Here is a 23,165-nt window from a genome sequence, read left to right as displayed (position 1 = left end):
GCGCAGCGAACGATTTGCCCTGCTGCGGTGTCGCGGCAGGGCAGGTCCGGGCGTCGATGCCGGTGCGTGTCACCAGCGGTATTTCAGCGTGGCCGTCACGTTGCGGCCTTCGCCGTAGAAGCAGCCTTCCCAGAAGGAGCAGGTCGAGAGGTACTTCTTGTCGAAGATGTTGCGGGCGCTGACGGTGAGGTCCAGTCCGGCGAGCTCGGGGTTCGCCTTGCCGAAGTCGTAGGTGAGGCTGGCGTCGAACAGGGTATAGGCCGGCACCTCGATCTCGTGGGACGATCCCCAGACCTTGCCGCGGTAGCGCATGCCGACCCCGGCGCCGAGGCCGGCGGCGGCACCGTCCTCCACCGTATAGTTGGCCCACAGCGCCACTTGGTGGCGCGGCGTCAGGAAGAGCGGCTTGCCGAGATCGGGATTGTTGCTCCTGGTGATCTCGGAATCGAGATAGGTATAGGCGCCGACGAGGTCGAAACGGTCGGTGAGGCTGACCTTCGCCTCCGCCTCGAAGCCGCGCACGCGCGCTTCCCCGGTCTGCGTCTCCGCCCAGGGATTGGTGGGCGGCGGGTTGAGGTCGCGCGTGCGGATGTTCTGGCGCGTGAGATCGAAGACCGAGAGGGCGACGAAGCTCTCCCCGCCGACGGGCTGGTACTTGATGCCGACCTCGTATTGCTGCGCGGTCGTCGGCTTGAAGGGATCGCCGTTGCCGTCGAGGCCGATTTCCGGCTCGAAGGACGTCGAATAGCTGACGTACGGCGCCAGTCCGTTGTCGAAGAGATAGCCGAGGCCGACGCGGCCGGTGAAGGCCTCGTCCTTCTGCGTCGTGCTGACGGCGGCGAAGCGATCCGTCGTCGTGCCCTTCGCCCAGTCGTAGCGGCCGCCGAGCGTGAGCCGCCAGTTGTCCCAGGCGATCTGGTCCTGCGCGTAGACGCCGAGCTGGGTGGCGGTCTTGAGCTCGGAGATCGTCGGCACGAGCGGGCCGATCGGCGAATCGTAGACCGGGTCGAAGGCGTCGATCGGGTCGAGCGTCGCCGAGGCGAAGCGCCAGTCGCTGCGCGACCGCGAATAGTCGAGGCCGAGGATCAGCTTGTGGGCGAGGTCGCCGGTGTCGAACTCGCCGATAAGCTGGTTGTCGATGCCGAGCGTGCCGATCTCGTTGACGTCGTGCCAGCCGGTGCGGTCGACCGTGCGTCCGTCGAGGGCGAAGGAGCCGTAGTCGAAGGCCGTCAGCGTGTAGTCCTCGGTCTGGTCGACATGCGTGTAGCGCAGGTTCTGCCGGACGCTCCAGGTATCGTTGAAGCGGTGCTCGAACTCGTAGCCGGTCGAATATTGCTTGCGGTCGAAGTCGTCGAAGCCGGGCTCGCCCAGGAAGCGGTCGCGCGGGATCCTGCCGTGGACGCTGTCGAACAGCGTGCCGAAGGCGGGCAGCGGCACCGGCCGCAGCGCATCCTTGTCGTGCTGGAGCTGGCCGAAGACGGTGAGCGTGGTGTCGGCGTCCGGCGACCAGGTGAGGGCCGGGGCGATGAAGAGGCGGTCGTCGCCCTGGAAGTCCATCTGCCCGTCGGCACTGCGGGCGAGGCCGGTCAGGCGGTAGCGGAGCACGTCGTCCTCGCCGACCGGCCCGCTGAAGTCGAAGGCGGCCTGCAGGCGGCGGGGATCGCCGAGGGTGAGCTGCACCTCCCGCAGCGGCTCGGGCGTCGGCCGCTTGGCGACCTGGTTGACGATGCCGCCCGGCGCGATCTGGCCGTAGAGAACGGAGGCGGGACCGCGCACCGTCTCGATGCGCTCCAGCCCGTAGGGCTCGACGCCGAGCTGGGCGCCGACGATGTAGTCCCGGTACTGGCGGGTGCCGTCCAGGAAGAAGGGCACCTGGAAGCCGCGCATGAAGACGTAGTCCTGCTCGGGGTTGAAGCCGTAGCTGCCGACGCTGACGCCCGGCGTGTAGGTGAGCGCGTCCTCCAGCCGCTGGGCGCCCTGCTTCTCGATCTGGTCGCGCGTGACGACGGAGATCGACTGCGGCGTCTCGACCAGCGGCGTGTCCGTCTTCGTGCCGCTCGCGCTGCGCGTGGCGACGAAGCCGTCGACGGGTCCCCAGGCCGTCTCGCCGCCGCCGACGGTGATCCGCTCCAGCACGGTCGATCCGTCGGCGGGCACGCCGCCGAGGTCGGCCGCCGGCGCGGTGACGAGGATGGAGGACGGGTCGGTGAAGGAATGGTTGAGGCCGGTGCCGGAAAGCAGGCGGGCGATCGCCTCCTCGCGGCTCGCCGATCCGGAGAGGCCCGGCGAGGTCTTGCCGCGGGCGATCGAGGCGTCATAGGAGATCTGCGTGCCCGACTGCCGGCCGAAGGCGGCGAGGGCGGCTGCGAGCGGTCCTGCGGGGATGGAATAGGTCTGCACCTGGGCGAAGGCGGGCGCGGCGCCCGCGAATGTGTCCGCGGCGAAGGCCGCCGTCGTCAGCATCGTCGCCAGCAGGGCCTTCCGGCCGATACCCGCAAGCCCGTCTTGATATCCCCGTCGCATCGAAAAAGCACTCCATCCTGAACTGTCGTCGGCACGGCGTCGCCGCGCGTCCCTACAGTCCTCTACGAGCGGGGTGCGGATTTTTTCCCTTTCGATGGCTAGACCGGCGAGACGACCGTCACGAGCGGCGCGATCCGGCGGACCCGGGCGCCGAACGGCCGCACGACGGCCTCCAGCGCACGGACGGGATCGCCGAGGTCGAAGACGCCGCTCACCAGGCGCGAGCCCAGGAAGGGGTCGGCCACGACGACCTTGCCGGGCAGCCAGCGGGAGACGCGGGCGATCAGCGCGGCGACGGTCTCGCGTTCGGCGACGATCATGCCGCTGCGCCAGGCGGCGATCTGCGAGGCCTCGCGCGTGCCGCGGCCGGCGATGCCGTGGGTCGCCGGGTCGAAGACGATCCAGTCGCCGGCGGCAAGCTCCTCGCCGGCCGTGCCGTCGACGATCCGCGCGGCCACCCGCCCGTGGTCGACGGAGACGGAGACGATGCCGGCATCGTTCGAGACATCGTAGGCGGTGCCGAGCGCGGTCGCCGCGACGTCGTCGGAAAGCACCGAGAAGGGACGGGACAGATCGGCCGCGACCTCGAAATAGGCCATGCCCGACAGCAGCCGGACGGTCCGGTGCGACGGCGCATAGTCGACCGCGATCGCGCTCGCCGGCCCGAGCGTCACCACGCTGCCGTCGGCAAGGTCGATGCGGCGGATCTCGCCGGTCGCCGTGACGTAGTCCGCGCGGAGACCGACCAGGAGATCGGGAAGGGTGAGCGAGCCGGCCGCAAGCGCACCGGCGCCGGCAAGGGCCGCGATCATGAACGTGCGCCGGCCGGCGCCCTGCGCGGGGCGCTCCGCCGCGTCGTAGCGTTCCGTCAGGATGCGGCCGGTCATGCCGTGGATTTCGGCGACCCGCGCCCAGGCCTCGCGGTGGGCGGCGCTGCGGGAGATCCACGCGCGCACCGTGTCGATTGCCACGCGGTTGTCCGGGTCGCCCTGCAGGCGGATGGCGAGGTCGGCCGCCTCGCGAAACAGGCGCCTCTCCTCGGGCAGCTCGCTCATTGATGGTTCTCCACGCGATTCCGGCCGGCCGGCGGCTCCTGACCTGTTCTACGAACGGACGTCGGGGAATTTCCGCGCGGGATGTCTATCACAGGCCGTTGAGGCGCGCATCGATATGTTCGTAGGCGTCGCGGAGCAGGATCCAGGTGCGCGTGGTGGAAAGGCCGATCGCCTGCGCGGTCTCGGCGATGGTCAGCTCGCCCAGCCGGTGCAGCTCGAAGGCCCGGCGGGTCCTCTCCGGCAGTTCGGCGAGCGCCGCTCGCGTCAGGGCGAGGCGCTGGCGGTCGTAGACGATGGTCTCGGCGGTCGGGGAATGGTCGGCGATCTCGGCGAACTCGGTGTCGCTCAGATCGACGCGCACGAGCAGCCGCTCGCGCCGCTGGTGGTCGATGCGCAGGTTGCGGGAGATGCGGAAGAGATAGGCGGCCGGATTGTGCACGCCCGCGCTTTCCTTCGGCGGGGAGGCGAGAACGCGCACGAACGTATCCTGGGTGATGTCGGCCGCCGTCTCGGCGCTGAGGCCGCGCCGGCGCAGCGACCGCGCGATCTCCTTGGCATGGCGACGGAACAGGGTCGGAATGTCCCAGCTCATCGCGGATTCCTTCCCGTCTTCCGGCGGTCGGCCGGCCGTGCGGTCGAGGGGGCGGCGGGATGTCGGCGGAATGCGTTCAACGTCGTTCGATCTTGGTAGTTGCTATCCGCCGAACCTTTTCGCCGACCATCGGCCGGCACGCAAGTTCGGTAGATTAGAGCGATTCCAAGCTGTGCGGCCGCGTCAGGAGGCCTGCCGGAAAAACCTTCCGATAAAACTCATATTAATCCGGACGATAGCGGATCGCCAGACGGGTAGGTGGCGCGCGGTATCATTCATCGCACACGGAAAACTTCGGCCAGTGTTGCGCAAGCGCCACGCTTGGCCGGCCGATCGTGCCGCAGTCCCTCACATGACGTTCGGCATGCTCATGACGGGGGGCACATATTTTGAGAAATAGTCATTGACATGTTATACCAGTTGGAAAATATAGGCCGCGTCGGGTAACCGGCGATGGAAAGATCCGGCCGGCTCGGGGCATGTCCCGGCCGCCGCAGTCAGGAGAACTTCGATGACATCGATCGCGCTGTTCGGCGCCGGCGGCAAAATGGGCTATCGGCTCGCCAAGAACCTCAAGGGTTCGCGCTTCGACGTCCGCCACATCGAGGTGAGCGACGCGGGCAAGGCCCGCCTCTCGGACGATCTCGGCATCGCCTGCGTTCCGGCCGACCAGGGCCTCGACGGCGCCGACGTCGTCATCCTCGCCGTGCCGGACACCGCCATCGGCAAGGTCGCCGCCGGCATCGCCGACAGGCTGAAGCCCGGCACCATGCTCGTCATCCTCGACGCCGCCGCCCCCTTCGCCGGCCACCTGCCGGCACGCGACGATCTTACCTATTTCGTCACCCACCCCTGTCATCCGCCGATCTTCAACGACGAGACGGACCCGGCCGCCAAGCGCGACTTCTTCGGCGGCGTCGCCGCCAAGCAGCACATTGTCTCGGCGCTGATGCAGGGTCCGGAGGAGGCCTATGCGCTCGGCGAGGAGATCGCGAAAATCATCTGGGCGCCGGTCATGCGCTCGCACCGCGTCACCGTCGAGCAGATGGCCATGCTGGAGCCGGGGCTTTCCGAGACCGTCTGCGCCTCGCTGCTCGTCGTCATGCGCGAGGCGATGGACGAGTGCGTGGCGCGCGGCGTGCCGAAGGAGGCGGCGCGCGACTTCCTGCTCGGCCACATGAACGTGCTCGGCGCGGTGATCTTCGAGGAGACGCCCGGCGTCTTCTCCGACGCCTGCAACAAGGCCATCGAGTTCGGCAAGCCGGTGCTCATGAAGGACGACTGGAAGCGCGTCTTCGAGCCGGAGGAAATCGCGGCCAGCATCCGCCGCATCACCTGATTGCCGGCGCATCGCGCCGGTCCACGAGATCGCACCGGGGCGGCCATTTTCAATTGGGGGAATGGCCGCTGGACGCCGGTGCCTAACCGGGAGGAAAACCATGAACATTACCCGCAGACTGATCACCGTCGGCTTCGCCGCCGTGCTTGCCGCCGGCGTCGCCATGCCGGCGTTTGCCGCCGATCTCATCGCCATCATCACGCCGAGCCACGACAACCCGTTCTTCAAGGCGGAAGCGGTCGGCGCCGAGGCGAAGGCCAAGGAACTCGGCTACGAGACGCTGGTGCTGGTCCACGACGACGACGCCAACAAGCAGTCGCAGCTGATCGACACGGCCATCGGCCGCGGCGCCAAGGCGATCATCCTCGACAATGCCGGCGCCGACGCCTCCGTCGCCGCCGTGCAGAAGGCCAAGGACGCCGGCATCCCCTCCTTCCTGATCGACCGCGAGATCAATGCCAGCGGCGTCGCCGTCTCGCAGATCGTCTCGAACAACTACCAGGGCGCGCAGCTCGGCGCGGAGGAGTTCGTCCGGCTGATGGGCGAGAAGGGCAACTATGTCGAGCTTGTCGGCAAGGAATCCGACACCAATGCCGGCATCCGCTCGAAGGGCTACCATGACGTCATCGACGAATATCCGGACCTGAAGATGGTCGCCCAGCAGTCGGCCAACTGGAGCCAGACGGAGGCCTATTCGAAGATGGAGACGATCCTCCAGGCCAACCCGGACATCCAGGGCGTGATCGCCGGCAACGACACGATGGCCATGGGCGCGATCGCCGCCCTCCAGGCCGCCGGCAAGAACGACGTGATCGTCGTCGGCTTCGACGGCTCGAACGACGTGCGCGACTCGATCAAGGCGGGCGGCATCAAGGCGACCGTGCTGCAGCCGGCCTATGCCCAGGCGCAGATGGCCGTCCAGCAGGCGCACGACTACATCACCACCGGCAAGACGCCGGCGGAGGAGAAGCAGCTCATGGACTGCGTGCTGATCAACGCCGACAACGCCGACAAGCTCGAGACCTTCGCGCTCGCCGACTGATCTCCCAGGACCGGGGCGCGGGGTGTATATTCACCCCGCGCCCGCCATTTGCCGGAGTTTACCAGCGATGCGTCTCAAGGCCGCCGCCGTCATCCTGCTCGCCTCGGCCCTCGGGCTTACGGGGTGCAAGCTCGTCAAGACCGCCGACAAGGACAGGGAAGCCGAGGCCGGCGCCTTCGATCCCGACAGGCTGGTCGCCGAAATGTGGGACGGCAAGGTGATCCCCTATCTGGAACAGCGTGCCGCCCCGCTCCGGGACGTGCTCGCCGCGACCGCTGCCGATCCGGATGCGGCCGGCCGGAAGCACGGCTACAAGGCAAAGCAGGGCAATGCGCCCTGGACCTTCATCGCCAGGGTCGACGGCACGATCGTCGCCGAGGAGACGAAGTCGCGCGCAGCTTACGTGGACGTCGACGTCGACGGCGACGCCAAGGCGGACGTGCGCGTCGCCATCGGCCCGGCGATCCGCGGCACGGCGCTGCGCGACAGCCTGGATTTCGTCGATTTCAACGCCTTCAAGAACCAGATCGAATGGGCGCAGTTCGGCAAGTCGTTCAACACTTACGTGAACGGCACGCTGCTCGAAAAGCTGCCGCGCGAGAACCTCACCGGCAAGACGCTCACCGCCACCGGCGCCTATCCGCTGCCGGCCAAGGGCCAGTTGCCGCAGATGGTGCCCGCCACGATCGCCATCGGAGGCTGACGATGGACGACGTCATCCTCGAACTCAAGGACATTACCAAGGCCTATTCCGGCATCGTCGCGCTGAAGAAAGCGAACCTGAAGCTGCATCGCGGCGCGGTCAACGTGCTCGTCGGCGAGAACGGCGCCGGCAAGTCGACGATGATGCGCATCATCGCCGGCGTCGAGCGCCCGACGCTCGGCGAGATCTTTCTCGACGGCGAGCGCATCGAGCTTTCGAGCCCGGCGGACGCGGTGCGCCACGGCATCGGCATCGTCTTCCAGGAGCTGAACCTCTTCGGCAACCTCTCCGTCGCCGAGAACATCTTCGCGACCCGCGAGATCACCCGCGGCCTTCGCGGCATCGACCACAAGGCGCAGGTCGAGAAGGCGAACGAATTCCTGAACCGGCTCGAAGCCGGCATTTCCGCAGAGACGCTCGCGGAGGACCTGCCGATCGGCCAGCAGCAGCTCGTCGAGATCGCCCGCGCCGTCTCGCTCGATACCCGCATCCTCATCATGGACGAGCCCACCTCGGCGCTGAGCGCAGCAGAAGTCGACGTGCTCTTCCGCGTCATTGCCGACCTCAAGACGCGTGGCGTCGCCATCGTCTATATCTCGCACCGGCTGGAGGAGCTGATGCGCATCGGCGACTACATCACCGTGCTGAAGGACGGCGAGATCACCGGCCACGCCCTGGTCAAGGACATCGACACACGCTGGATCGTCCGCTCGATGATCGGCTCCGACGCCAAGGACTTTGCCAAGCCCGTCGAGCACGAGCCGGGCGAGGAGGTCTTCCGCACCGAGGACATCTGCCTGCCGCGCGCGCAGGGCGGCTATGCCGTCGACCACGTCTCGCTCGGCGTGCGCAGGGGCGAGATCCTCGGCATCTACGGCCTGATGGGCGCGGGGCGCTCCGAGCTCTTCGAATGCATCATGGGCCGGCACGCGCATTCCTCCGGCAAGGTCTTCGTCGAGGGCGAGGAGCTGAAGGGCCGCGACACGACCCGGCGCATCCGCGAGGGGCTGGCGCTGATCCCGGAGGACCGGCAGCGCGAGGGCCTCGTGCAGTCCATGTCGATCGCCGACAACCTCTCCATGGCGAGCCTCGGCCAGTTCGTGCGGGCCGGCTTCCACATCGACCTCAAGCGGGAGAAGAACGCCATCCTGGAGGCGATCCGCAGCCTGTCGATCAAGGCGCGGAACCCGGAATTCGACGTCACCTCCATGTCGGGCGGCAACCAGCAGAAGGTGGTGATCGGCAAGGCGCTGATGACCGGGCCCAAGGTTCTGCTGATGGACGAGCCGAGCCGCGGCATCGACGTCGGCGCCAAGGCGGACGTCTTCCGCACCATGCGGCGGCTCGCCGGCGAGGGGCTCGCCATCCTGTTTTCCACCTCCGACCTGGAAGAGGTCATGGCGCTCTCCGACCGCATCGCCGTGATGAGCAACGGCCGCCTTGTGACGGTGGTCGACCGCAGGGACGCCACCGAGGAGATGATCGTCTCGGCTTCCGCCGAGGGACACAAGACCAGAAGGATGCATGCGTGATGACGACAGCAACGCAAACTGCCGCCGCCGGCAGCCTCTCCGGGGGTGCGGCCCTCCTCACGCTGATGAAGCTCCGCACCTTCATCGCGCTCTTCGCGGTGATCATCTTCTTCTCGATCTTCGCGCCGAATTTCCTCTCGACCGCGAACATGATCCTGATGTCGAAGCACGCGACGCAGAACGCCTTCCTCGCCATCGGCATGACCTTCGTCATCATCACCGGCGGCATCGACCTCTCGGTCGGCTCCATCGTCGGCCTCTGCGGCATGATCGCCGGCGGCCTCATCATGTACGGCGTGGCGCTGCCGCTCGGCTACACGGCCTATTTCAACGTCTTCGAGGTGGCGCTGATCGTCGCGGTCGTCGGCATCCTGATCGGCGCGGTCAACGGCCTGCTCATCACCAAGCTGAACGTTGCGCCCTTCATCGCCACGCTCGGGACCCTCTATGTCGCGCGCGGCATGGCGCTCCTCTATTCCGACGGCCAGACGCTGCCCAACCTCACCGGCCGCGAGGACCTCGGCAACCAGGGCTTTTCCTATCTCGGCTCCGGCACGATCCTCGGGCTGCCGGTCTCCGTGTGGATCCTCATCGTCGTGGCGCTGGGGGCGGCCTATTTCGCCCGCTTCGTGCCGCTCGGCCGGCATATCTTCGCCGTCGGCGGCAACGAGCGCGCTGCGCGCATGTCCGGCATCCGCGTCAACCGGGTAAAGATGTTCGTCTACATGTTCTCCGGCTTCTGCGCGGCGATCGTCGGTCTTATCATCTCCTCCGAGCTGATGGCCTCGCATCCGGCGACCGGCACGAACCTGGAGCTGAATGCCATTGCGGCGGCCGTTCTCGGTGGTACATCCATGTCGGGCGGGCGCGGCACGATCGGCGGCACGATCATCGGCGCCTTCGTGATCGGCATCCTGTCCGACGGGCTGGTGATGATGGGCGTGAGTTCCTTCTGGCAGATGGTGATCAAGGGTCTGGTGATCATCGTCGCGGTCGTGGTCGACCAGGCGCAGCGCCGCCTGCAGCAGCGCGTCACCCTAATGCAACTGGCGAAGGCGGGCTGAGAATGGCAAGGTTCAAGGGCGCCCTGATCGGCTGCGGCTTCTTCGCCGTCAACCAGATGCACGGCTGGCGGGATCTCGCCGACGTGGAGATCGTCGCCATCTGCGACCGCGATCCGGAGCGGCTGAAAATCGTCGGCGACCAGTTCGGCGTCGCCCGGCGCTATGCCTCGGCGGACGAGATGTTCTCCGACGGCGGCTTCGATTTCGTCGACATCGCCACGACGGTCGGCAGCCACCGGGCGCTGGTGGAGCTTGCCGCACGCCACAAGGTGCCGGCGATCTGCCAGAAGCCCTTCGCGCCGACGCTCGCCGACGCCAAGGCCATGGTCGCCGCGGCGGAGGCCGCCGGCATCCCGCTGATGATCCACGAAAACTTCCGCTGGCAGACGCCGATCCTCGCGGTGAGGCAGGTGCTGGATTCCGGCGCGATCGGCGCGCCGTTCTGGGGCCGCGTCTCCTTCCGCTCCGGCTTCGACGTCTTCTCCGGCCAGCCCTATCTCGCCAAGGGCAAGCGGTTCATCATCGAGGACCTCGGCATCCATTCGCTCGACATCGCCCGCTTCCTGTTCGGCGATGCGACCCGCATGACCGCGCGCACCCGCCGCATCAATCCGGCGATCGCCGGCGAGGACGTGGCGACCATGCTCCTCGACCACGAGGGCGGCGTCACCTCGATCGTCGACGTCAGCTATGCGACGAGGCTGCCGGAGGAGCCGTTCCCGGAAACCTTCGTCGAGATCGACGGCGACAGGGGCACGCTCCGCCTCGGCAAGGATTATCGCCTCACCGTCCACAGCCCGGATGGCACGACGCAAAGCACTGTCGCGCCGAGCCTGCTGCCCTGGGCCTCGCGGCCCTGGCACAATATCCAGGAGAGCGTGGCGCTGATCCAGAGGCACTGGATCGAGCGGCTCGCCGCGGGCCGGGAGCCGGACACGTCCGGCCGGGACAACCTGAAGACCTTCGCGCTGGTCGAGGCCGCCTACCTCAGCGCCGAACGCGGAGAGACCGTTTCCCTCGGAGAGCTGCTGGCATGAGCGACGACCGGCTCCGGCTCTACGGCACGAGCGAGCGCGAGCCGGAAAGCCGGACGCTCGCCGCCGGCGATCTCGCCGTGACCCTGCAGGACGGCAATCTCCGCACCCTGCGTTTCCGCGGCCACGAGGTGCTGCGCGGCATCGCCTTCCTCGTGCGCGACCGGGACTGGGGCACCTGTAATGCCACGATCGCCGATCTCGCCGTGAAGGAAACCGAAGACGGCTTCTCCGTCACCTACCGTGCCCGCTTCACCGCGCCCTCCGGTGCCAATCTCGATTGCGCGATCGCCATTTCCGGCACGCCGCAAGGTGTGACCTTCTCCGCCGATTGCGTCAGCGACGCCGATTTCGAGACGGCGCGGGCCGGCTTCGTCGTGCTGCATCCGGTGGTCGGCGTGGCGGGCGAGCCGGTCGAGGTCCGCCACGGTGACGGCAGCGTCGAGCGGGCGCGCTGGCCGGAGCGGATCGAGCCCTGGCAGCCCTTCAAGGACATCGCCGCGATCACCCATCGCGTCGCGCCCGGCATCGAAGCGACGACGGAATTCGCGGGCGATACCTTCGAGATGGAGGACCAGCGCAACTGGACCGACGGCTCCTACAAGACCTATGTGCGGCCGCTGGCGCTGCCGTGGCCCTATCTCGTGCCGAAGAACGTGCCGTTCCGCCAGGAGATCTCCGTCGACATCCGGTCGGAGGAGGGGGCTGCGCACGCCGCCGGCGCGTCGGACGCGATCTCGCTGCGGCTGGCGCCGACGGGAACCCGGCTTCCGGAGATCGGCGTCGGCCTCAGACCGGAGTGCCTCGCCGGGGAACTGACCGCGCTCGATCTCCTGAAGACGGTCGGCGCCCGGCATCTGATCGCCCATTTCGATCCCGGTGCGGGGCACGGCATCGCGGCGCTGGAGGGCTACGCGGAGATCGCCGCGCGGTCCGGCCTCAGGGTGACGCTGGAACTGGCCGTCCCGTGCCGACGTCCGCTCGATGAGGAAATGGCCGGGTTCGCCGCACTCGTCGGTAAGTCGGGATTGACGCTCGACACGCTGTTCGTCTGCCCGTCGGTCGATCGGCAGTCGACGCCACCCGGCAGCGCGTGGCCGGATTGCCCGCCGCTTGCGGACGTCTATGCGGCGGCGCGGAAAGCCTTTCCCGGCATCCGTCTCGGCGGCGGCATGATGAGCTATTTCACCGAGCTCAACCGCAAGCGCGTGCCCGGCGACCGGATCGACTATGTCAGCCATTGCACCAACCCGATCGTGCATGCGGCCGACGATCTTTCCGTCATGCAGACCTTCGAGGCGCTGCGCCATGTCGTTGCCTCGACGCGCGCGATCTACGGCGACAAGCCCTACCGCATCGGTCCCTCGACCATCGCCATGCGGCAGAATCCCTATGGCAGCGCGACGAAACCGAACCCCATGCGCTCGCGCATTCCGATGGCGGACTCCGATCCGCGGCACAACGGCCTGTTCGGTGCGGCCTGGACGCTCGCCTACGCCGCGACGGTCGCGCCGGCGGCGCTGGAAGTGCTGACGCTCTCGACGCTTGCCGGCCCCTTCGGCCTTGTCGCCGGAGACGGCGAGGCGGCCGCGAAGGGGGAGCCGCGGCCGCTTGCGCATGTGCTGGCGCGGCTCGGCGCCCTGGCGGGCGAGGAACTCGTCGCCGTCGAGACGTCGAGGCCGGATGCGGTGCTGGGGCTCGCCACGCACGCGCGTCTTCTGCTTGCGAACATCACGCCGGAAGCGCAGACGGTCGTCCTGCCGGCAGGGCCGCGTGAGGTTTCGACGATCGCGGCCGATCGTGCAGAGTTGGCGGCGGGCGACCGCATCGTGCTTCCGCCCTACGGCTGTGTCGAGGTTGCGCGCTGAGCCTATTTCTGGCCCTTGAGGGCGTAGAGCGCGCGGGAGCGTTCGAGATGCTTGATCATCGCCCGTTCGGCGAGGTCGGCGTCGCCCTTCTCGATCGCGCGGATGATCTCCTCGTGCTCGGCGAGCGTGAAATTCTCGCGGCCCGTCCAGATGAGCATTTCCGTATGATAGGACTTCAGCCAGCCGAGCATCGCGCCGCTGACCGCGGCGAAGATCGGGTTGCCGGAAATCCGCGCGATGCACTGGTGGAATTCCATGTCGGCGTCGATGAAGGCGTCGGCGTCGCCGAGGCTCTCCTTCTGCTTGTCGAGCAGGGCGCGCAGCTCGGCGATATGCGCCGGCGTCGCCTTCGCGGCGGCCTCGCGGACCATGCCGCGCTCGAAGAAGATGCGGGCGCTCTTCAGGTGCTCCAGCGAATCCGACGAGCCGGAGAGCATCAGCTTCGCCGGCAGATCCACCTGCCGGATGATCGATTCGGCGGTGATGTGCAGCACCCTGGCGCGCTCGCCGTGGGAGATCTCGACGAGCCCCTTGCCGGCGAGCGCCTGCATCGCCTCGCGGATGGCCGGCCGGCCGACGCCGTAGCGCTCCATGAGCTCGCGCTCGGAAGGCATCTCGTCGCCCGCCTTGAGCTCTCCGGTCTCGATCATCAGCTTCAATCGGGCGAAGACCTCATCGGCGAGCTTCTTGCGGACGATCGGTTCGGAAACGACGGTCATGGGGCACCCGATTTCGACAGGCCTGATTATGCATCAAGTTCCATCGCCGCAACAGCTTTCGCCATCCTCGGCTTGCAATAACATAAATACTCATTATACCAGTTTGCAAACGCCAACAAGCGCTGCGGCGGAGGGAATACCGTGATACGCCTGACCTATCGGATAGAGACCCCCGGCTCCGTGGAGGCGATGGCGACGAAGATTGCGAGCGACCAGTCGACGGGTACCTTCGTGGCGCTGCCGGGCGAGACGGAGGAGCTGAAGGCCCGCGTGGCAGCGCGCGTCGTCGCCGTGCGCCCGCTGCCGGCGGCCGATCACGCCTCCTTTCCCGGCGAGGCGGCGGGCGCGACGGCGTTCAATCGTGCCGACGTGGACATCGACTTCCCGATGGACGCGATCGGCACCGACCTTTCGGCGCTGATGACGATCGCGATCGGCGGCGTCTTCTCCATCAAGGGCCTGACGGGCATCCGCATCGTCGACATGAAGCTGCCGCAGGAATTCGCCGCGGCGCATCCGGGGCCGCAGTTCGGCGTGCCGGGCAGCTTCGCGCTGACGGGCGTCCGGGGCCGGCCGATCATCGGCACGATCGTCAAGCCCGCGCTCGGCCTCCGGCCGCACGAGACGGCCGAGATGGTCGGCGAACTGATCGCGGCGGGCGTCGACTTCGTCAAGGACGACGAGAAGCTGATGAGCCCGGCCTATTCGCCGCTGAAGGAGCGCGTGGCGGCGATCATGCCGAAGATCCTCGACCACGAGCAGAAGACGGGCAAGAAGGTCATGTATGCCTTCGGCATCAGCCATGCCGATCCGGACGAGATGATGCGCAACCACGATCTGGTGCTCGAGGCCGGGGGCAATTGCGCCGTGGTCAACATCAACTCGGTCGGGTTCGGCGGCCTGTCCTTCCTGCGCAAGCGCTCCGGCCTCGTGCTGCACGCCCACCGGAACGGCTGGGACATCCTCACCCGCCACGCCGGCCTCGGCTTCGAATTCTCCGTCTGGCAGCAGTTCTGGCGGCTTCTCGGCGTCGACCAGTTCCAGATCAACGGCATCCGCGTGAAATACTGGGAACCGGACGAGAGCTTCGTGCGCTCCTACAGGGCGGTCAGCGCGCCGCTCTTCTCCGCGAAGGATGTCGCCCTGCCGGTCGTCTGCTCCGGCCAGTGGGGCGGGCAGGCGCCGGAGACGATCGCGGCGACGGGCGGCTCGACGGATCTGCTCTATCTGTGCGGCGGCGGCATCGTCAGCCATCCCGGCGGGCCGGGCGCCGGCGTGAAGGCGGTGCAGCAGGCGTGGGAGGCCGCGGTCGCCGGCGTGCCGCTCGAAACCTACGCGAAGGATCATCCCGAACTCGCCCAGTCCCTGGAGAAGTTCGCCGACGGCAAGGCGTCCTGAGCCATGGTCCGGCCCCTGATCAGCTATTACGGCGACGACTTCACCGGCTCCACCGACGTCATGGAGGCGCTCGCGTCGAGCGGCGTCGAGACCGTGCTCTTCCTGAAGGTGCCGGATGCCGGGCTATTGTCGCGCTTCGCCGGTGCGCGGGCCTTCGGGCTCGCCGGTACCAGCCGCAGCGAGACGCCGGCCTGGATGGACGTGCATCTTCGCGAGGCCTTCGGCTGGCTGAAGACGCTCGATGCCGAGCTCTGCCACTACAAGGTCTGCTCGACCTTCGATTCCGCCCCGCATGTCGGCAATATCGGCCGGGCGATCGAGATCGGCCGCCAGATCTTCGGCGACGCGACGGTGCCGCTCGTCGTCGGCGCGCCGCAGATCCGCCGCTACACGGCCTTCGGCGAGCTCTTCGCCGCCTACCAGGGCCGCAATTATCGCATCGATCGCCATCCGGTGATGTCGCGCCATCCGGTCACGCCGATGGACGAGGCCGACCTGCTGCTGCATCTCGCGCGGCAGACCGGGCTTTCCTCGGCGCTCCTCGATTTCGTCGGGCTTCTCGGCGGCGAGACGCCGCAGGAGGCCGACATCCTGCTTGTCGACGTGCTCGACGCGGCGACGCAGGCGGCGGCCGGCGCGCTTATATGGAACGGCCTGCGCCGGAAGAGCCGTTTCGTCTGCGGCTCGTCCGGCGTCGAATACGCGCTGATCCCCGCCTGGCGCAGCGAAGGCCTGATCGGCGAACGGCCGGTCTTTGCCGATGCCGGCCCGGTGGACCGCATCGCCGTGGTCTCGGGCAGCGTCTCGCCCACGACCGAACGGCAAATCCGCCATGCGCTGGCAAACGGCTTCGAGGGCATCATGCTGGATCCTCTCGCCCTGTCCGGCGATGCGGCGGACGGCGCGGTCGCAGACGCGGTCGACGCGGGCCTCGGGGCGCTGGCGAACGGTCGCAGCGTCGTGCTCTATACCGCGCTCGGCCCGGCGGCCGACCGGGGCGGGGCGCTCGACGCGTCGTCCGGCGCCCGCCACCGCCTCGGCAGGGCGCTCGGCCGCATCCAGTCGGCGCTCGTCTCGCGTGCCGGCCTCGCCCGCGCCGTCGTCGCGGGGGGCGACACGTCCAGCCACGCGCTCGGCGAGATGGGTATTTCCGCCCTGACGCTGAAGATGCCGCTGCCGCAGACGCCGGGCTCTCCGCTCTGCATCGCCCATGGCGGCCCGGTCGACGGCCTGGAGATCGCCCTCAAGGGCGGCCAGATCGGCGGCGAGGACTATTTCTCCATGATCCGGGCCGGGCGCGCGTAGATCAGTGGAGGCCGGGACAGGCCTTGCGCACCTCGGCGTGGCGCGCCGAGGCGCTGCCGCCGGCAAGATGGTTCTACCCGTCGGCCATCCCATAGGCGTGCCGCGAGATTTCAACACTGCGCCGCCCGGAAGATCGTCTTGTCCACGACAGTGGCTTCGCCCGGTACCTCGAAGACGCGCCTGACGACGAGCGGCGCCGGCCCGAGGGTGGCTCATCGCGGCATCTCCATTCCCGGCAATCGGGTGAATGCTGCGCTTCATGTCAGCCGGGAAGCATTCCGCAGATCATCGGCGAGGTGATCGCGCTGCCCCGTGTCAACGTCACCTGCGCCGAGGCCTTTCCGACCGACCAGGCGACGGAACGATGGTGAGGTCCGGGAGACCTGAACGGGCGGCCAAAGAAGGCGAGCCCGGCCGGCAAAGCCGAGCGGGATACGCCGGATATTCTCGGGCGCTATCGTCCGGCCGCGATCTGCTCCGCGCACGCGATGATTCCGAAAAACTCCGTGCAATCGCCGGCGGGGCCCTTGACCGGCATCGTCTTTGCCTGAAGGCTTTCACGGCATTTGCGAGGATTGAGCCATGAACCCTTCGACGTCGACCCGCCTCGGTTTCATCGGAACCGGTACGATCACCGAGGCGATCGTGACCGGCGTCCTGTCCGGCGACACGCCGGCGCCGGCCATCGCCGTCTCGCCCCGCTCCGCCGCGACGGCCGCCCGTCTCGCGGCCCTTTCGGACAGGGTATGCGTCGCGCGCGACAACCAGCATGTGGTCGACGCGGCCGACATGGTCTTCCTCGCGATCCGTCCGGACGTGGCGGAGGAGGTGGTGCGCGCCCTGCGTTTCCGGCCGGCACAGCGGGTGGTCAGCCTCGTCGCGGCGGTGGACCATGCGACGCTCCGGGACTGGATCGGCGTTCCGGTCGAGCTTGTCCGTGCGGTCCCGCTGCCCTTCGTCGCCAGCCGCAGCGGCGTCACCGCGATCTTTCCGCGGGATTCCGCAGTCGAGGCCTTCTTCGCGGGCCTCGGCTCGGCGGTCGCATGCCGCACGATCGAGGAATACGACCTGCTGGCGACCGCCAGCGCCCTGATGGGTCCCTATTTCGGCATCATGGACCACGTCGTCGGCTGGCTGCAGGCGCGGGGCCTGCCCGCCGAAAGCGCGCGTGCCTATCTCGCTCCGCTCTTCGCCAGCCTTTCGACCGTCGCGCTGACGGCGCCGTCCCGGTCGCTGGAAGACCTGCGCCACGAGTTCTCCACCAAGGGCGGCCTGAACGAGCAGATGTTCGCCCGCTTCCGCGAGCACGGCGGCGCCGACGCGCTGACCAAGGCCTTGGACAGCGTGCTGGAGCGGGTACGCAGCCGCTAGGATAGGTCCGCTGCGAGAGCGCGTTGTCCGCAACGCATTGGAGCCGGTGGAGATCGCCCCGGTCAGCGCGCGCGGCTCGGCCGCGTCACCCCTTGATGGCGCCGGCGGTCATCGAGCCGCTGATCTGGCGGTACATCACCAGGCCGAGCAGGACCGGCGGCAGCGCGCCGACGATCATGACGGCGGAGGCGACGCCCCATTGCACCCCGCCGCCGCTCGCGGCGAAGAAGAAGGAGGCGCCGACGGTGATCGGCACCGCCTTGGAGGTCGTCAGCATCAGGCCGAAGAGGAACTCGTTCCAGGCGGTGATGAAGCCGAAGATCAGGCTGGTGACGATCGCCGGGCGGCAGACGGGAGCGAGCACCCTGACGAGGATCTGCGTGCGGCTAGCCCCGTCCATCAGCGCCGCCTCGTCGAGCTCCGGCGGCACGTCGTTGACGGCGTTGACGAGGATCACCAGCGCCAGCGGCAGGTTGACGATGGCGAGGATGAGCCCGAGGCCGATCCGCGTGTCGAGCAGCGAGAGCCACTGGAACATCATGTAGAGCGGGATGGCGAAGATGATCAGCGGCACGGCGCGCAGGTTGACGATCAGCGGCAGCAGCGTGCGCTCGCCGAGCCGGCCGCGGGCGATGGCATAGGCCGCCGGCAGCGCCAGCGCGACCGCGAGCCCCGTGCCGATCAGCGACACCGCCAGGCTGTTGAAGAGATAGAGGAAGATGTTGAGCCGCTCGCTCACCTGGAACACCGCGAGGTAGTTCTCGAGCGTCGGCGACCATACCCACAGGCCCGGATTGGCGGAGAGCTCGCGGGCGCTCTTGAAGGACGTCGAGAGCGTCACGAGGATCGGGAAGTTGAGGGCGAGGGCGGCGATGGCGAAGACGGCCCAGCGGAGTGCTGCGATCATCGGCCTTTTCCTTTGCGGCGGGCGGCGATGGCGTTGAGGCCGTAGAGCACGGCGAAGGAGACGGCGAACAGGATCACCGAGGCGGCGACGGCCTTGCCGATGGCGCCCTGCTTGAAGAAGGCCTCGTAGATGTAGATCGACAGCGACGCGGTGGAGCCGCCCGGTCCGCTGCCGGTGAGCACGTAGACATTGTCGAAGACCCGGAAGCCGTCGATGAAGCGGATGAGCAGCGCGACGACGATCGTCGGCCTCATCAGCGGCAGCTCGATATGGCGCAGCCGCTGGAGACCGCCCGCGCCGTCGAGCGTCGCGGCCTCGTTCACCTCCGCCGGGATCGCCTGGTAGGCCATGTAGAAGAGCAGCAGCGCGAAGGGCGTCCATTGCAGCGTCTCGATGGCCACGAGCGTCCAGAAGGCGGAACCGGCGCCGAGGAAGGAGATGCTCGCGCCGAGATAGGCCCAGAGATAGTAGGGCACGGGGCCGACGAACTCGTGTAGCACGAGGCGGTACATCAGGCCGACCAGCGCCGGGGCGACCATCAGCGGCATCATCAGGATCGCCAGCAGCCAGCTTCGCTTCTCGATCAGCGGCGAGAGGAAGATCGCCAGGAACAGGCCGAGGCCGCATTCGATGACGGCGGTCAGGAGGCCGAAGCGGAAGGAGAACCAGCTCGCCCGCCAGAAGGCCGCATCGCCCAGCACGGCCGCGAAGTTTCCGAAACCGGAAAGCGCCGGCCGCCTGAGCGTCTCGAAGCTCACCTCGGACACGGAATAGACGAGATTGACGACGGCCGGAAAGCCGAGGAACAGGACGAGGAATGCGACCAGCGGCGCGGCGAGGATCCGGAATTCGGAGATCTCGATCTTCCTTCTCGTCGTCATGGCGCCCCTTTCCGGTAAGCGGACGGACGCGCGGCGGCGCGTCCGTCCAGGTCGGCTACTCCTTCAGGAGGTCGGCCATGCCCTTTTCCGTGTTCGCCAGCGCGTCGTCGAGCGATTGCTGGCCGGACCAGTAGCCGGTGAACTCCTTCGCCTGCAGCTCGTAGACGGAAAGCGCCTTGGCGGAGGTGCCGCCGTTCATGACGTAGCCGTACTTGCCGGCGAATTCGCCGAGCTTGACGAGGTCGGGCCGCTCGCCCGCGACCTCGGCCACCACCTCGGGCGTCAAGGCCGGGGCACCGTTGTTGCGGGCATAGATCAGCGCGGCCTCCTTCGAGGACAGCCATTTCAGGAAGCGGACGGCGCCGTCCTTGTTCTCGGCGTTCTTGTTGAGGCCGAAGCCGAGGCCATGGATATGGGTGAAGCGGCCCGCGGGGCCGGAGGGCGGCGCCACGGTGTCGGTCACCTCGGCGACGGCGGGCGATTTCTCCGTGCTGGTCAGGTCGCCTGCCGCGGCGTTCCATTGCAGCATGGCGGCCACCTGGCCGGAAGCGTAGGCGGCGTTCGCTTCCGCGAACTCGTAGGAAAGCGAATCGCGCGGCGTCGCGCCGGCGTCGTAAAGCAGCTTGTAGACTTCGAGGCCCTTGCGGTAGGCGTCGGAATTGACGGTGATCTTGCCGCCGTCGTCCCTCCAGTCCGCACCGTAGGCGCGCGGCAGGGACTGCCAGACCATGATGTTGAAGAGCAGGTTCTTCATCTGCAGCACGGTGCCGTAGCGCGTCGGGCTGTCCGGGTTGACCGCCTGGGTGAAATAGAGCGCGGTCGCGGTGTAATCGTCCCAGTCCCAGGCGTCGGGCTGCTTGGGCTCGAGCTTCTTGCCGAGATGCTTTTCCGCGATCTCGGCATATTTCGCCTTGGCCGCGTCATCGTTCAGCAGGGCGTCGATCAGGTCCTTGCGATAGTACATGAAATGCAGGGAAAGGTCGGTCGGCACGCCGTATTGCTCGCCTTGGTACTGCATCGTCGCCAGCACGGAATCGCCGTAGACCGCCTTCGCCTCGTCGGAAAGCGCGATCGGCTCCATGAACGGCGCGTAGCGGCCGATGGAGTAGGTTGCGAGCAGGTTGATGTCGAAGGCGGTGGAGCCGGCGGCGAGGTCCGCCTGCAGCTTGTCCCAGAAGCCGTCGCGGTTGAAGAACAGAAGCTCGACCTTGTCGGCGTCGGCGAGGTCGGCCTTGGCGTTGTAGGCGTCCGCGGCGGCGCGCAGCGCCACCTCCTCCGGCCCGCCCGGCCAGCCGAGCACGGTCACCTCGGCCAGTGCCGGACCGGTGAAGAGGCTCAGCATGCAGGCGGCATAGAGCGCCCGGATCTTCATCGTCGAATGTCTCATGTCTCGTTCTCCCTCGAGGTTGCCTGTCGTTGTGCAAGACTTGCGATGCCGATGATCCCCGCATTTTCTCCCAATGCGGCGGAATGGAGCGAAGGCCGCAGGCGGGCCGGAACGGGCGCGAGCGCCTGTTCCACCGCGGCGAGATAGCCTTCGGCAAGGCCGATGCTGCCGCCGATGACGATGCGCCGCGGGTCGAGCGCGAGCTGCACGTTGCGGCAGAGAAGGGCGGTGCGGCCGGCGGAGACCCGCACGAGCGCCTGCGCCCAGCCTTCGCCCGCCTTTGCTGCGGCGAAGACGTCGCGCGCCGTGGCGTCGGTCCGATGCGGGCGGGCCTGGGCGGCGAGCCACCGGCCCGAGACGCGGTCCTCCAGCGCCTCGTCGGGATGGTCGTCGTCGCGGAGCTGGCCGAAATGGCCGGCAAGGCCGCCGAACAACCGGCCGCCGAGCACGATCCCGCCGCCGATCCCGGTGGAGACGGTGAGGAATACCATGTCTTCCCCTGCGCCGGCGCCGAAGGCGTGCTCGCCCCAGGCGGCGGCCTGGGCGTCGTTGGCGGCGAAGACGGGCCGGTCGGTGAAGCGGGCGACCGTGGCGGCAAGGGGAAAGCGGTCGGGAATGTCGAGCGTCCTGCGGTTCAGCGCCGACCAGTGCCCGTCGTCGACGATGCCGGTGACGGCGAGCCCGACGGCCGAATAGCGGCCCTGCCAGGAGGCGATCTCCGCAAACAGCGCCTCGAACCATGCGGACGGGTCGCCGCCCCGCGGCGTCGCCAGCCGGACCGTCTCCAGAACGGCACCGTCCCGCACCAGCGCCGCCAGCATCTTCGTGCCGCCGACGTCGATGGACAGGACGCTGTCGGGAACGGCCATGACGGTCAGCCCCCGCCTGCCGTGGCGGCGCCGTCGAGCGCGCCGCGGAACCAGGAGGTCACGTGCTCGGGGCGGGTGATGGCCGAGCCGACGACCACCGCGAAGGCACCCGCGGCCTTTGCGCGCACCGCCTGTTCCGGCGTGCGCACGCAGCCCTCGGCGATCACGTAGGGCGTCAATGCGCGCATGCCGGCCATGAGCGCGAAATCCGGCTCGGTCGGCTCGATGGGGCCGGTATAGCCGGCAAGCGTCGAGCCGACGACGGCGGCGCCCTCGGCGAGCGCGCGTTCGGCGTCGGTAAGCACCGAGCAGTCGGCCATGGCGACCTTGCCGGCGGCGCGGATGCGGGCGACGAGGGCGGCGGTCTCCACCGGGCGCGGCCGCGCCGTCGCGTCGTAGGCGATGATGTCCGCGCCGGCTTCGGCAAGGTCGTCGACATCCTGAAGGAGGGGCGTGATGCGGACGGGCGAGTCCGTCAGGTCGCGCTTGACGAGGCCGATGACCGGGCGGTCCGTCGCCTTGCGCACGGCGCGCACATAGTCGGCGGATTCGATCCTGAGGCCGGCGGCACCGCCGTCGAGGGCCGCGAGCGCGAAGCCGACGACCATGGCGGCATGATCCATCGGGCCGCCCTTCACCGGCTGGCAGGAGACGATCAGGCCGTTCTCGAGCTGGCGGATATCGAAGGTCACGCGCATCCTCCCGCACGTCCATTCCCACATGTCCGGCACGCTAGCAGGAAGAAACCAGAATGCAACAGGAATTAAACTGGTATTATCGCGTCAGCTCGATGACGAAATCGTAGACGTCGCCGCGGTATTTCGTCTGGGTGAACTCGACGATCTGGTCGTCGGCAAGAAAGCAGCGCCGTTCCATCGTCAGGAGGCTTGAGCCCTCGGGCGTGGCGAGCAGCCGGCGCTCCTCCTCGGAGGCGGGCTTGGCCTGCATGCGCTGCATGGCGCGCACCGGCAGGGCACCGTGGCCGGCGAGATATTCGTAGAGGGAATCGCCGATCGCCTGCGGGTCGGGCACGAAGCGCGCGGGCAGGGTGGCGGTCTCGATGGCAATCGGCGTGCCGTCCGCCGTGCGCAGCCGCCGCAGCCGCACGACCCGCTCGTGGGCGGGAATGCCCAGCGCCATCATCTCCGCGGGCGAGGGGCGGCTGATTTCTCTGGAAATCCAGACGCATCCGGGTTCGAGCCCGCGCAAGCGCATGTCCTCGGAGAAGCTCGTCATCGTCGCCAGCGACTTCTCCAGCCGGGGAGACACCACCGTCTTGGCGCCCTGGCGCCGGTCGAGCAGCCCTTCGGACACCAGCCCCTCGATGGCCTTGCGCACCGTGACGCGGGATATGCCGAGCCCTTCGCCGAGGTCGCGCTCGCTGGGGATGACGGCGCCCCGCTTCAGGACCGACGTGTCGATGGCGGTCTTCAGCGCCGTCCCGAGCTGACGGTAGAGCGGCTCGCCGCTCTCGGGGGACACCAGGCCCGCCAGAAAATCGATGATGGCCTGATCGTTCATGGGGCACCCGCGCGGAACATGCCCCTTTATGCAATATTTTTTTCGTGTGTTGAAC

20 protein-coding genes are annotated in these 23,165 nt (G+C 68.1%); 10 read left to right on the top strand and 10 right to left on the bottom strand.

Translation table 11 applies throughout. The features are described 5' to 3' along the window. Window positions 1-69: 69 nt before the first annotated feature. From NNZ72_RS20925 to NNZ72_RS20915, 3 genes are all read right to left on the bottom strand, one after another. A complete protein-coding gene (locus NNZ72_RS20925) occupies window positions 70-2,523 on the bottom strand; it encodes a TonB-dependent siderophore receptor (RefSeq protein ID WP_257317542.1) in 2,454 nt (817 codons plus the stop codon). Window positions 2,524-2,621: 98 nt separating this feature from the next. After that, window positions 2,622-3,578 (bottom strand): FecR family protein, encoded by a 957-nt coding sequence (locus tag NNZ72_RS20920; protein ID WP_257317541.1) that lies wholly within the window; start codon window positions 3,576-3,578, stop codon window positions 2,622-2,624. 88 nt (window positions 3,579-3,666) lie between these two features. Beyond that, on the bottom strand, window positions 3,667-4,170 hold the full coding sequence (locus NNZ72_RS20915; RefSeq protein ID WP_257317540.1) for a sigma-70 family RNA polymerase sigma factor: 504 nt from the start codon (window positions 4,168-4,170) through the stop codon (window positions 3,667-3,669). A 511-nt stretch (window positions 4,171-4,681) separates the two neighbouring features. Here NNZ72_RS20915 and NNZ72_RS20910 point away from each other — a divergent pair. From NNZ72_RS20910 to apnL, 7 genes are all read left to right on the top strand, one after another. Further along, window positions 4,682-5,509, top strand: coding sequence for a phosphogluconate dehydrogenase C-terminal domain-containing protein (locus NNZ72_RS20910; protein WP_257317539.1), 828 nt, complete (start codon window positions 4,682-4,684; stop codon window positions 5,507-5,509). 100 nt (window positions 5,510-5,609) lie between these two features. Then, the gene (locus NNZ72_RS20905) at window positions 5,610-6,551 is read left to right on the top strand and encodes a D-ribose ABC transporter substrate-binding protein (protein ID WP_257317538.1); all 942 of its coding nucleotides are present in this window, start codon (window positions 5,610-5,612) and stop codon (window positions 6,549-6,551) included. A gap of 67 nt (window positions 6,552-6,618) precedes the next feature. Beyond that, a complete protein-coding gene (locus tag NNZ72_RS20900) occupies window positions 6,619-7,254 on the top strand; it encodes a DUF2291 family protein (protein ID WP_257317536.1) in 636 nt (211 codons plus the stop codon). 2 nt (window positions 7,255-7,256) lie between these two features. After that, a complete protein-coding gene (locus NNZ72_RS20895) occupies window positions 7,257-8,786 on the top strand; it encodes a sugar ABC transporter ATP-binding protein (protein ID WP_257317534.1) in 1,530 nt (509 codons plus the stop codon). After that, window positions 8,786-9,850 carry an ABC transporter permease gene (locus tag NNZ72_RS20890; protein ID WP_257317532.1) on the top strand — a complete coding sequence of 355 codons (1,065 nt, stop codon included), beginning with the start codon at window positions 8,786-8,788 and terminating at the stop codon, window positions 9,848-9,850. The genes NNZ72_RS20895 and NNZ72_RS20890 overlap by 1 nt, the downstream gene beginning before the upstream one ends. Before the next feature lie 2 nt (window positions 9,851-9,852). Further along, window positions 9,853-10,887, top strand: a complete 1,035-nt coding sequence (locus NNZ72_RS20885; RefSeq protein WP_257317529.1) for a Gfo/Idh/MocA family protein — start codon at window positions 9,853-9,855, stop codon at window positions 10,885-10,887. Then, a complete protein-coding gene (apnL, locus tag NNZ72_RS20880) occupies window positions 10,884-12,752 on the top strand; it encodes a D-apionate lactonase (protein ID WP_257317528.1) in 1,869 nt (622 codons plus the stop codon). The genes NNZ72_RS20885 and apnL overlap by 4 nt, the downstream gene beginning before the upstream one ends. A 2-nt stretch (window positions 12,753-12,754) precedes the next feature. Here apnL and NNZ72_RS20875 read toward each other — a convergent pair whose 3' ends face one another. Further along, window positions 12,755-13,471: a transcriptional regulator NanR gene (locus NNZ72_RS20875; protein ID WP_257317526.1), complete on the bottom strand. Its 717-nt coding sequence runs from the start codon at window positions 13,469-13,471 to the stop codon at window positions 12,755-12,757. A gap of 141 nt (window positions 13,472-13,612) precedes the next feature. Between NNZ72_RS20875 and oiaX the strand changes: the two genes are divergently transcribed. From oiaX to NNZ72_RS20860, 3 genes are all read left to right on the top strand, one after another. Beyond that, window positions 13,613-14,869: a 3-oxo-isoapionate-4-phosphate decarboxylase OiaX gene (gene oiaX, locus NNZ72_RS20870; RefSeq protein ID WP_257317524.1), complete on the top strand. Its 1,257-nt coding sequence runs from the start codon at window positions 13,613-13,615 to the stop codon at window positions 14,867-14,869. Window positions 14,870-14,872: 3 nt separating this feature from the next. Then, entirely contained in the window at window positions 14,873-16,174 is a 1,302-nt protein-coding gene (locus NNZ72_RS20865) for a four-carbon acid sugar kinase family protein (RefSeq protein WP_257317522.1), read from the top strand. Between the two features lie 582 nt (window positions 16,175-16,756). Further along, window positions 16,757-17,545 carry a pyrroline-5-carboxylate reductase gene (locus tag NNZ72_RS20860; protein ID WP_257317521.1) on the top strand — a complete coding sequence of 263 codons (789 nt, stop codon included), beginning with the start codon at window positions 16,757-16,759 and terminating at the stop codon, window positions 17,543-17,545. A gap of 85 nt (window positions 17,546-17,630) precedes the next feature. Here NNZ72_RS20860 and NNZ72_RS20855 read toward each other — a convergent pair whose 3' ends face one another. From NNZ72_RS20855 to NNZ72_RS20830, 6 genes are all read right to left on the bottom strand, one after another. Beyond that, window positions 17,631-18,452 (bottom strand): carbohydrate ABC transporter permease, encoded by an 822-nt coding sequence (locus NNZ72_RS20855; protein ID WP_257317520.1) that lies wholly within the window; start codon window positions 18,450-18,452, stop codon window positions 17,631-17,633. After that, a complete protein-coding gene (locus NNZ72_RS20850) occupies window positions 18,449-19,333 on the bottom strand; it encodes a carbohydrate ABC transporter permease (protein WP_257317519.1) in 885 nt (294 codons plus the stop codon). Before NNZ72_RS20850 ends, NNZ72_RS20855 begins: the two co-directional genes overlap by 4 nt. 55 nt (window positions 19,334-19,388) lie before the next feature. Beyond that, complete coding sequence (locus NNZ72_RS20845; protein ID WP_371747798.1) at window positions 19,389-20,705, bottom strand: extracellular solute-binding protein; 1,317 nt, start codon at window positions 20,703-20,705, stop codon at window positions 19,389-19,391. Between the two features lie 11 nt (window positions 20,706-20,716). After that, on the bottom strand, window positions 20,717-21,589 hold the full coding sequence (locus tag NNZ72_RS25610) for an ROK family protein (protein WP_257317517.1): 873 nt from the start codon (window positions 21,587-21,589) through the stop codon (window positions 20,717-20,719). Between the two features lie 5 nt (window positions 21,590-21,594). Next, window positions 21,595-22,281 carry an N-acetylmannosamine-6-phosphate 2-epimerase gene (locus NNZ72_RS25605; RefSeq protein WP_257317516.1) on the bottom strand — a complete coding sequence of 229 codons (687 nt, stop codon included), beginning with the start codon at window positions 22,279-22,281 and terminating at the stop codon, window positions 21,595-21,597. Between the two features lie 82 nt (window positions 22,282-22,363). Continuing rightward, on the bottom strand, window positions 22,364-23,110 hold the full coding sequence (locus tag NNZ72_RS20830) for a GntR family transcriptional regulator (protein ID WP_257317515.1): 747 nt from the start codon (window positions 23,108-23,110) through the stop codon (window positions 22,364-22,366). Window positions 23,111-23,165: the final 55 nt, after the last annotated feature.

It is taken from the genome of Shinella pollutisoli, assembly GCF_024609765.1.
Taxonomy (GTDB): Bacteria; Pseudomonadota; Alphaproteobacteria; order Rhizobiales; family Rhizobiaceae; genus Shinella; species Shinella pollutisoli.
This window is presented reverse-complemented; position numbering and strand designations above follow the sequence as displayed.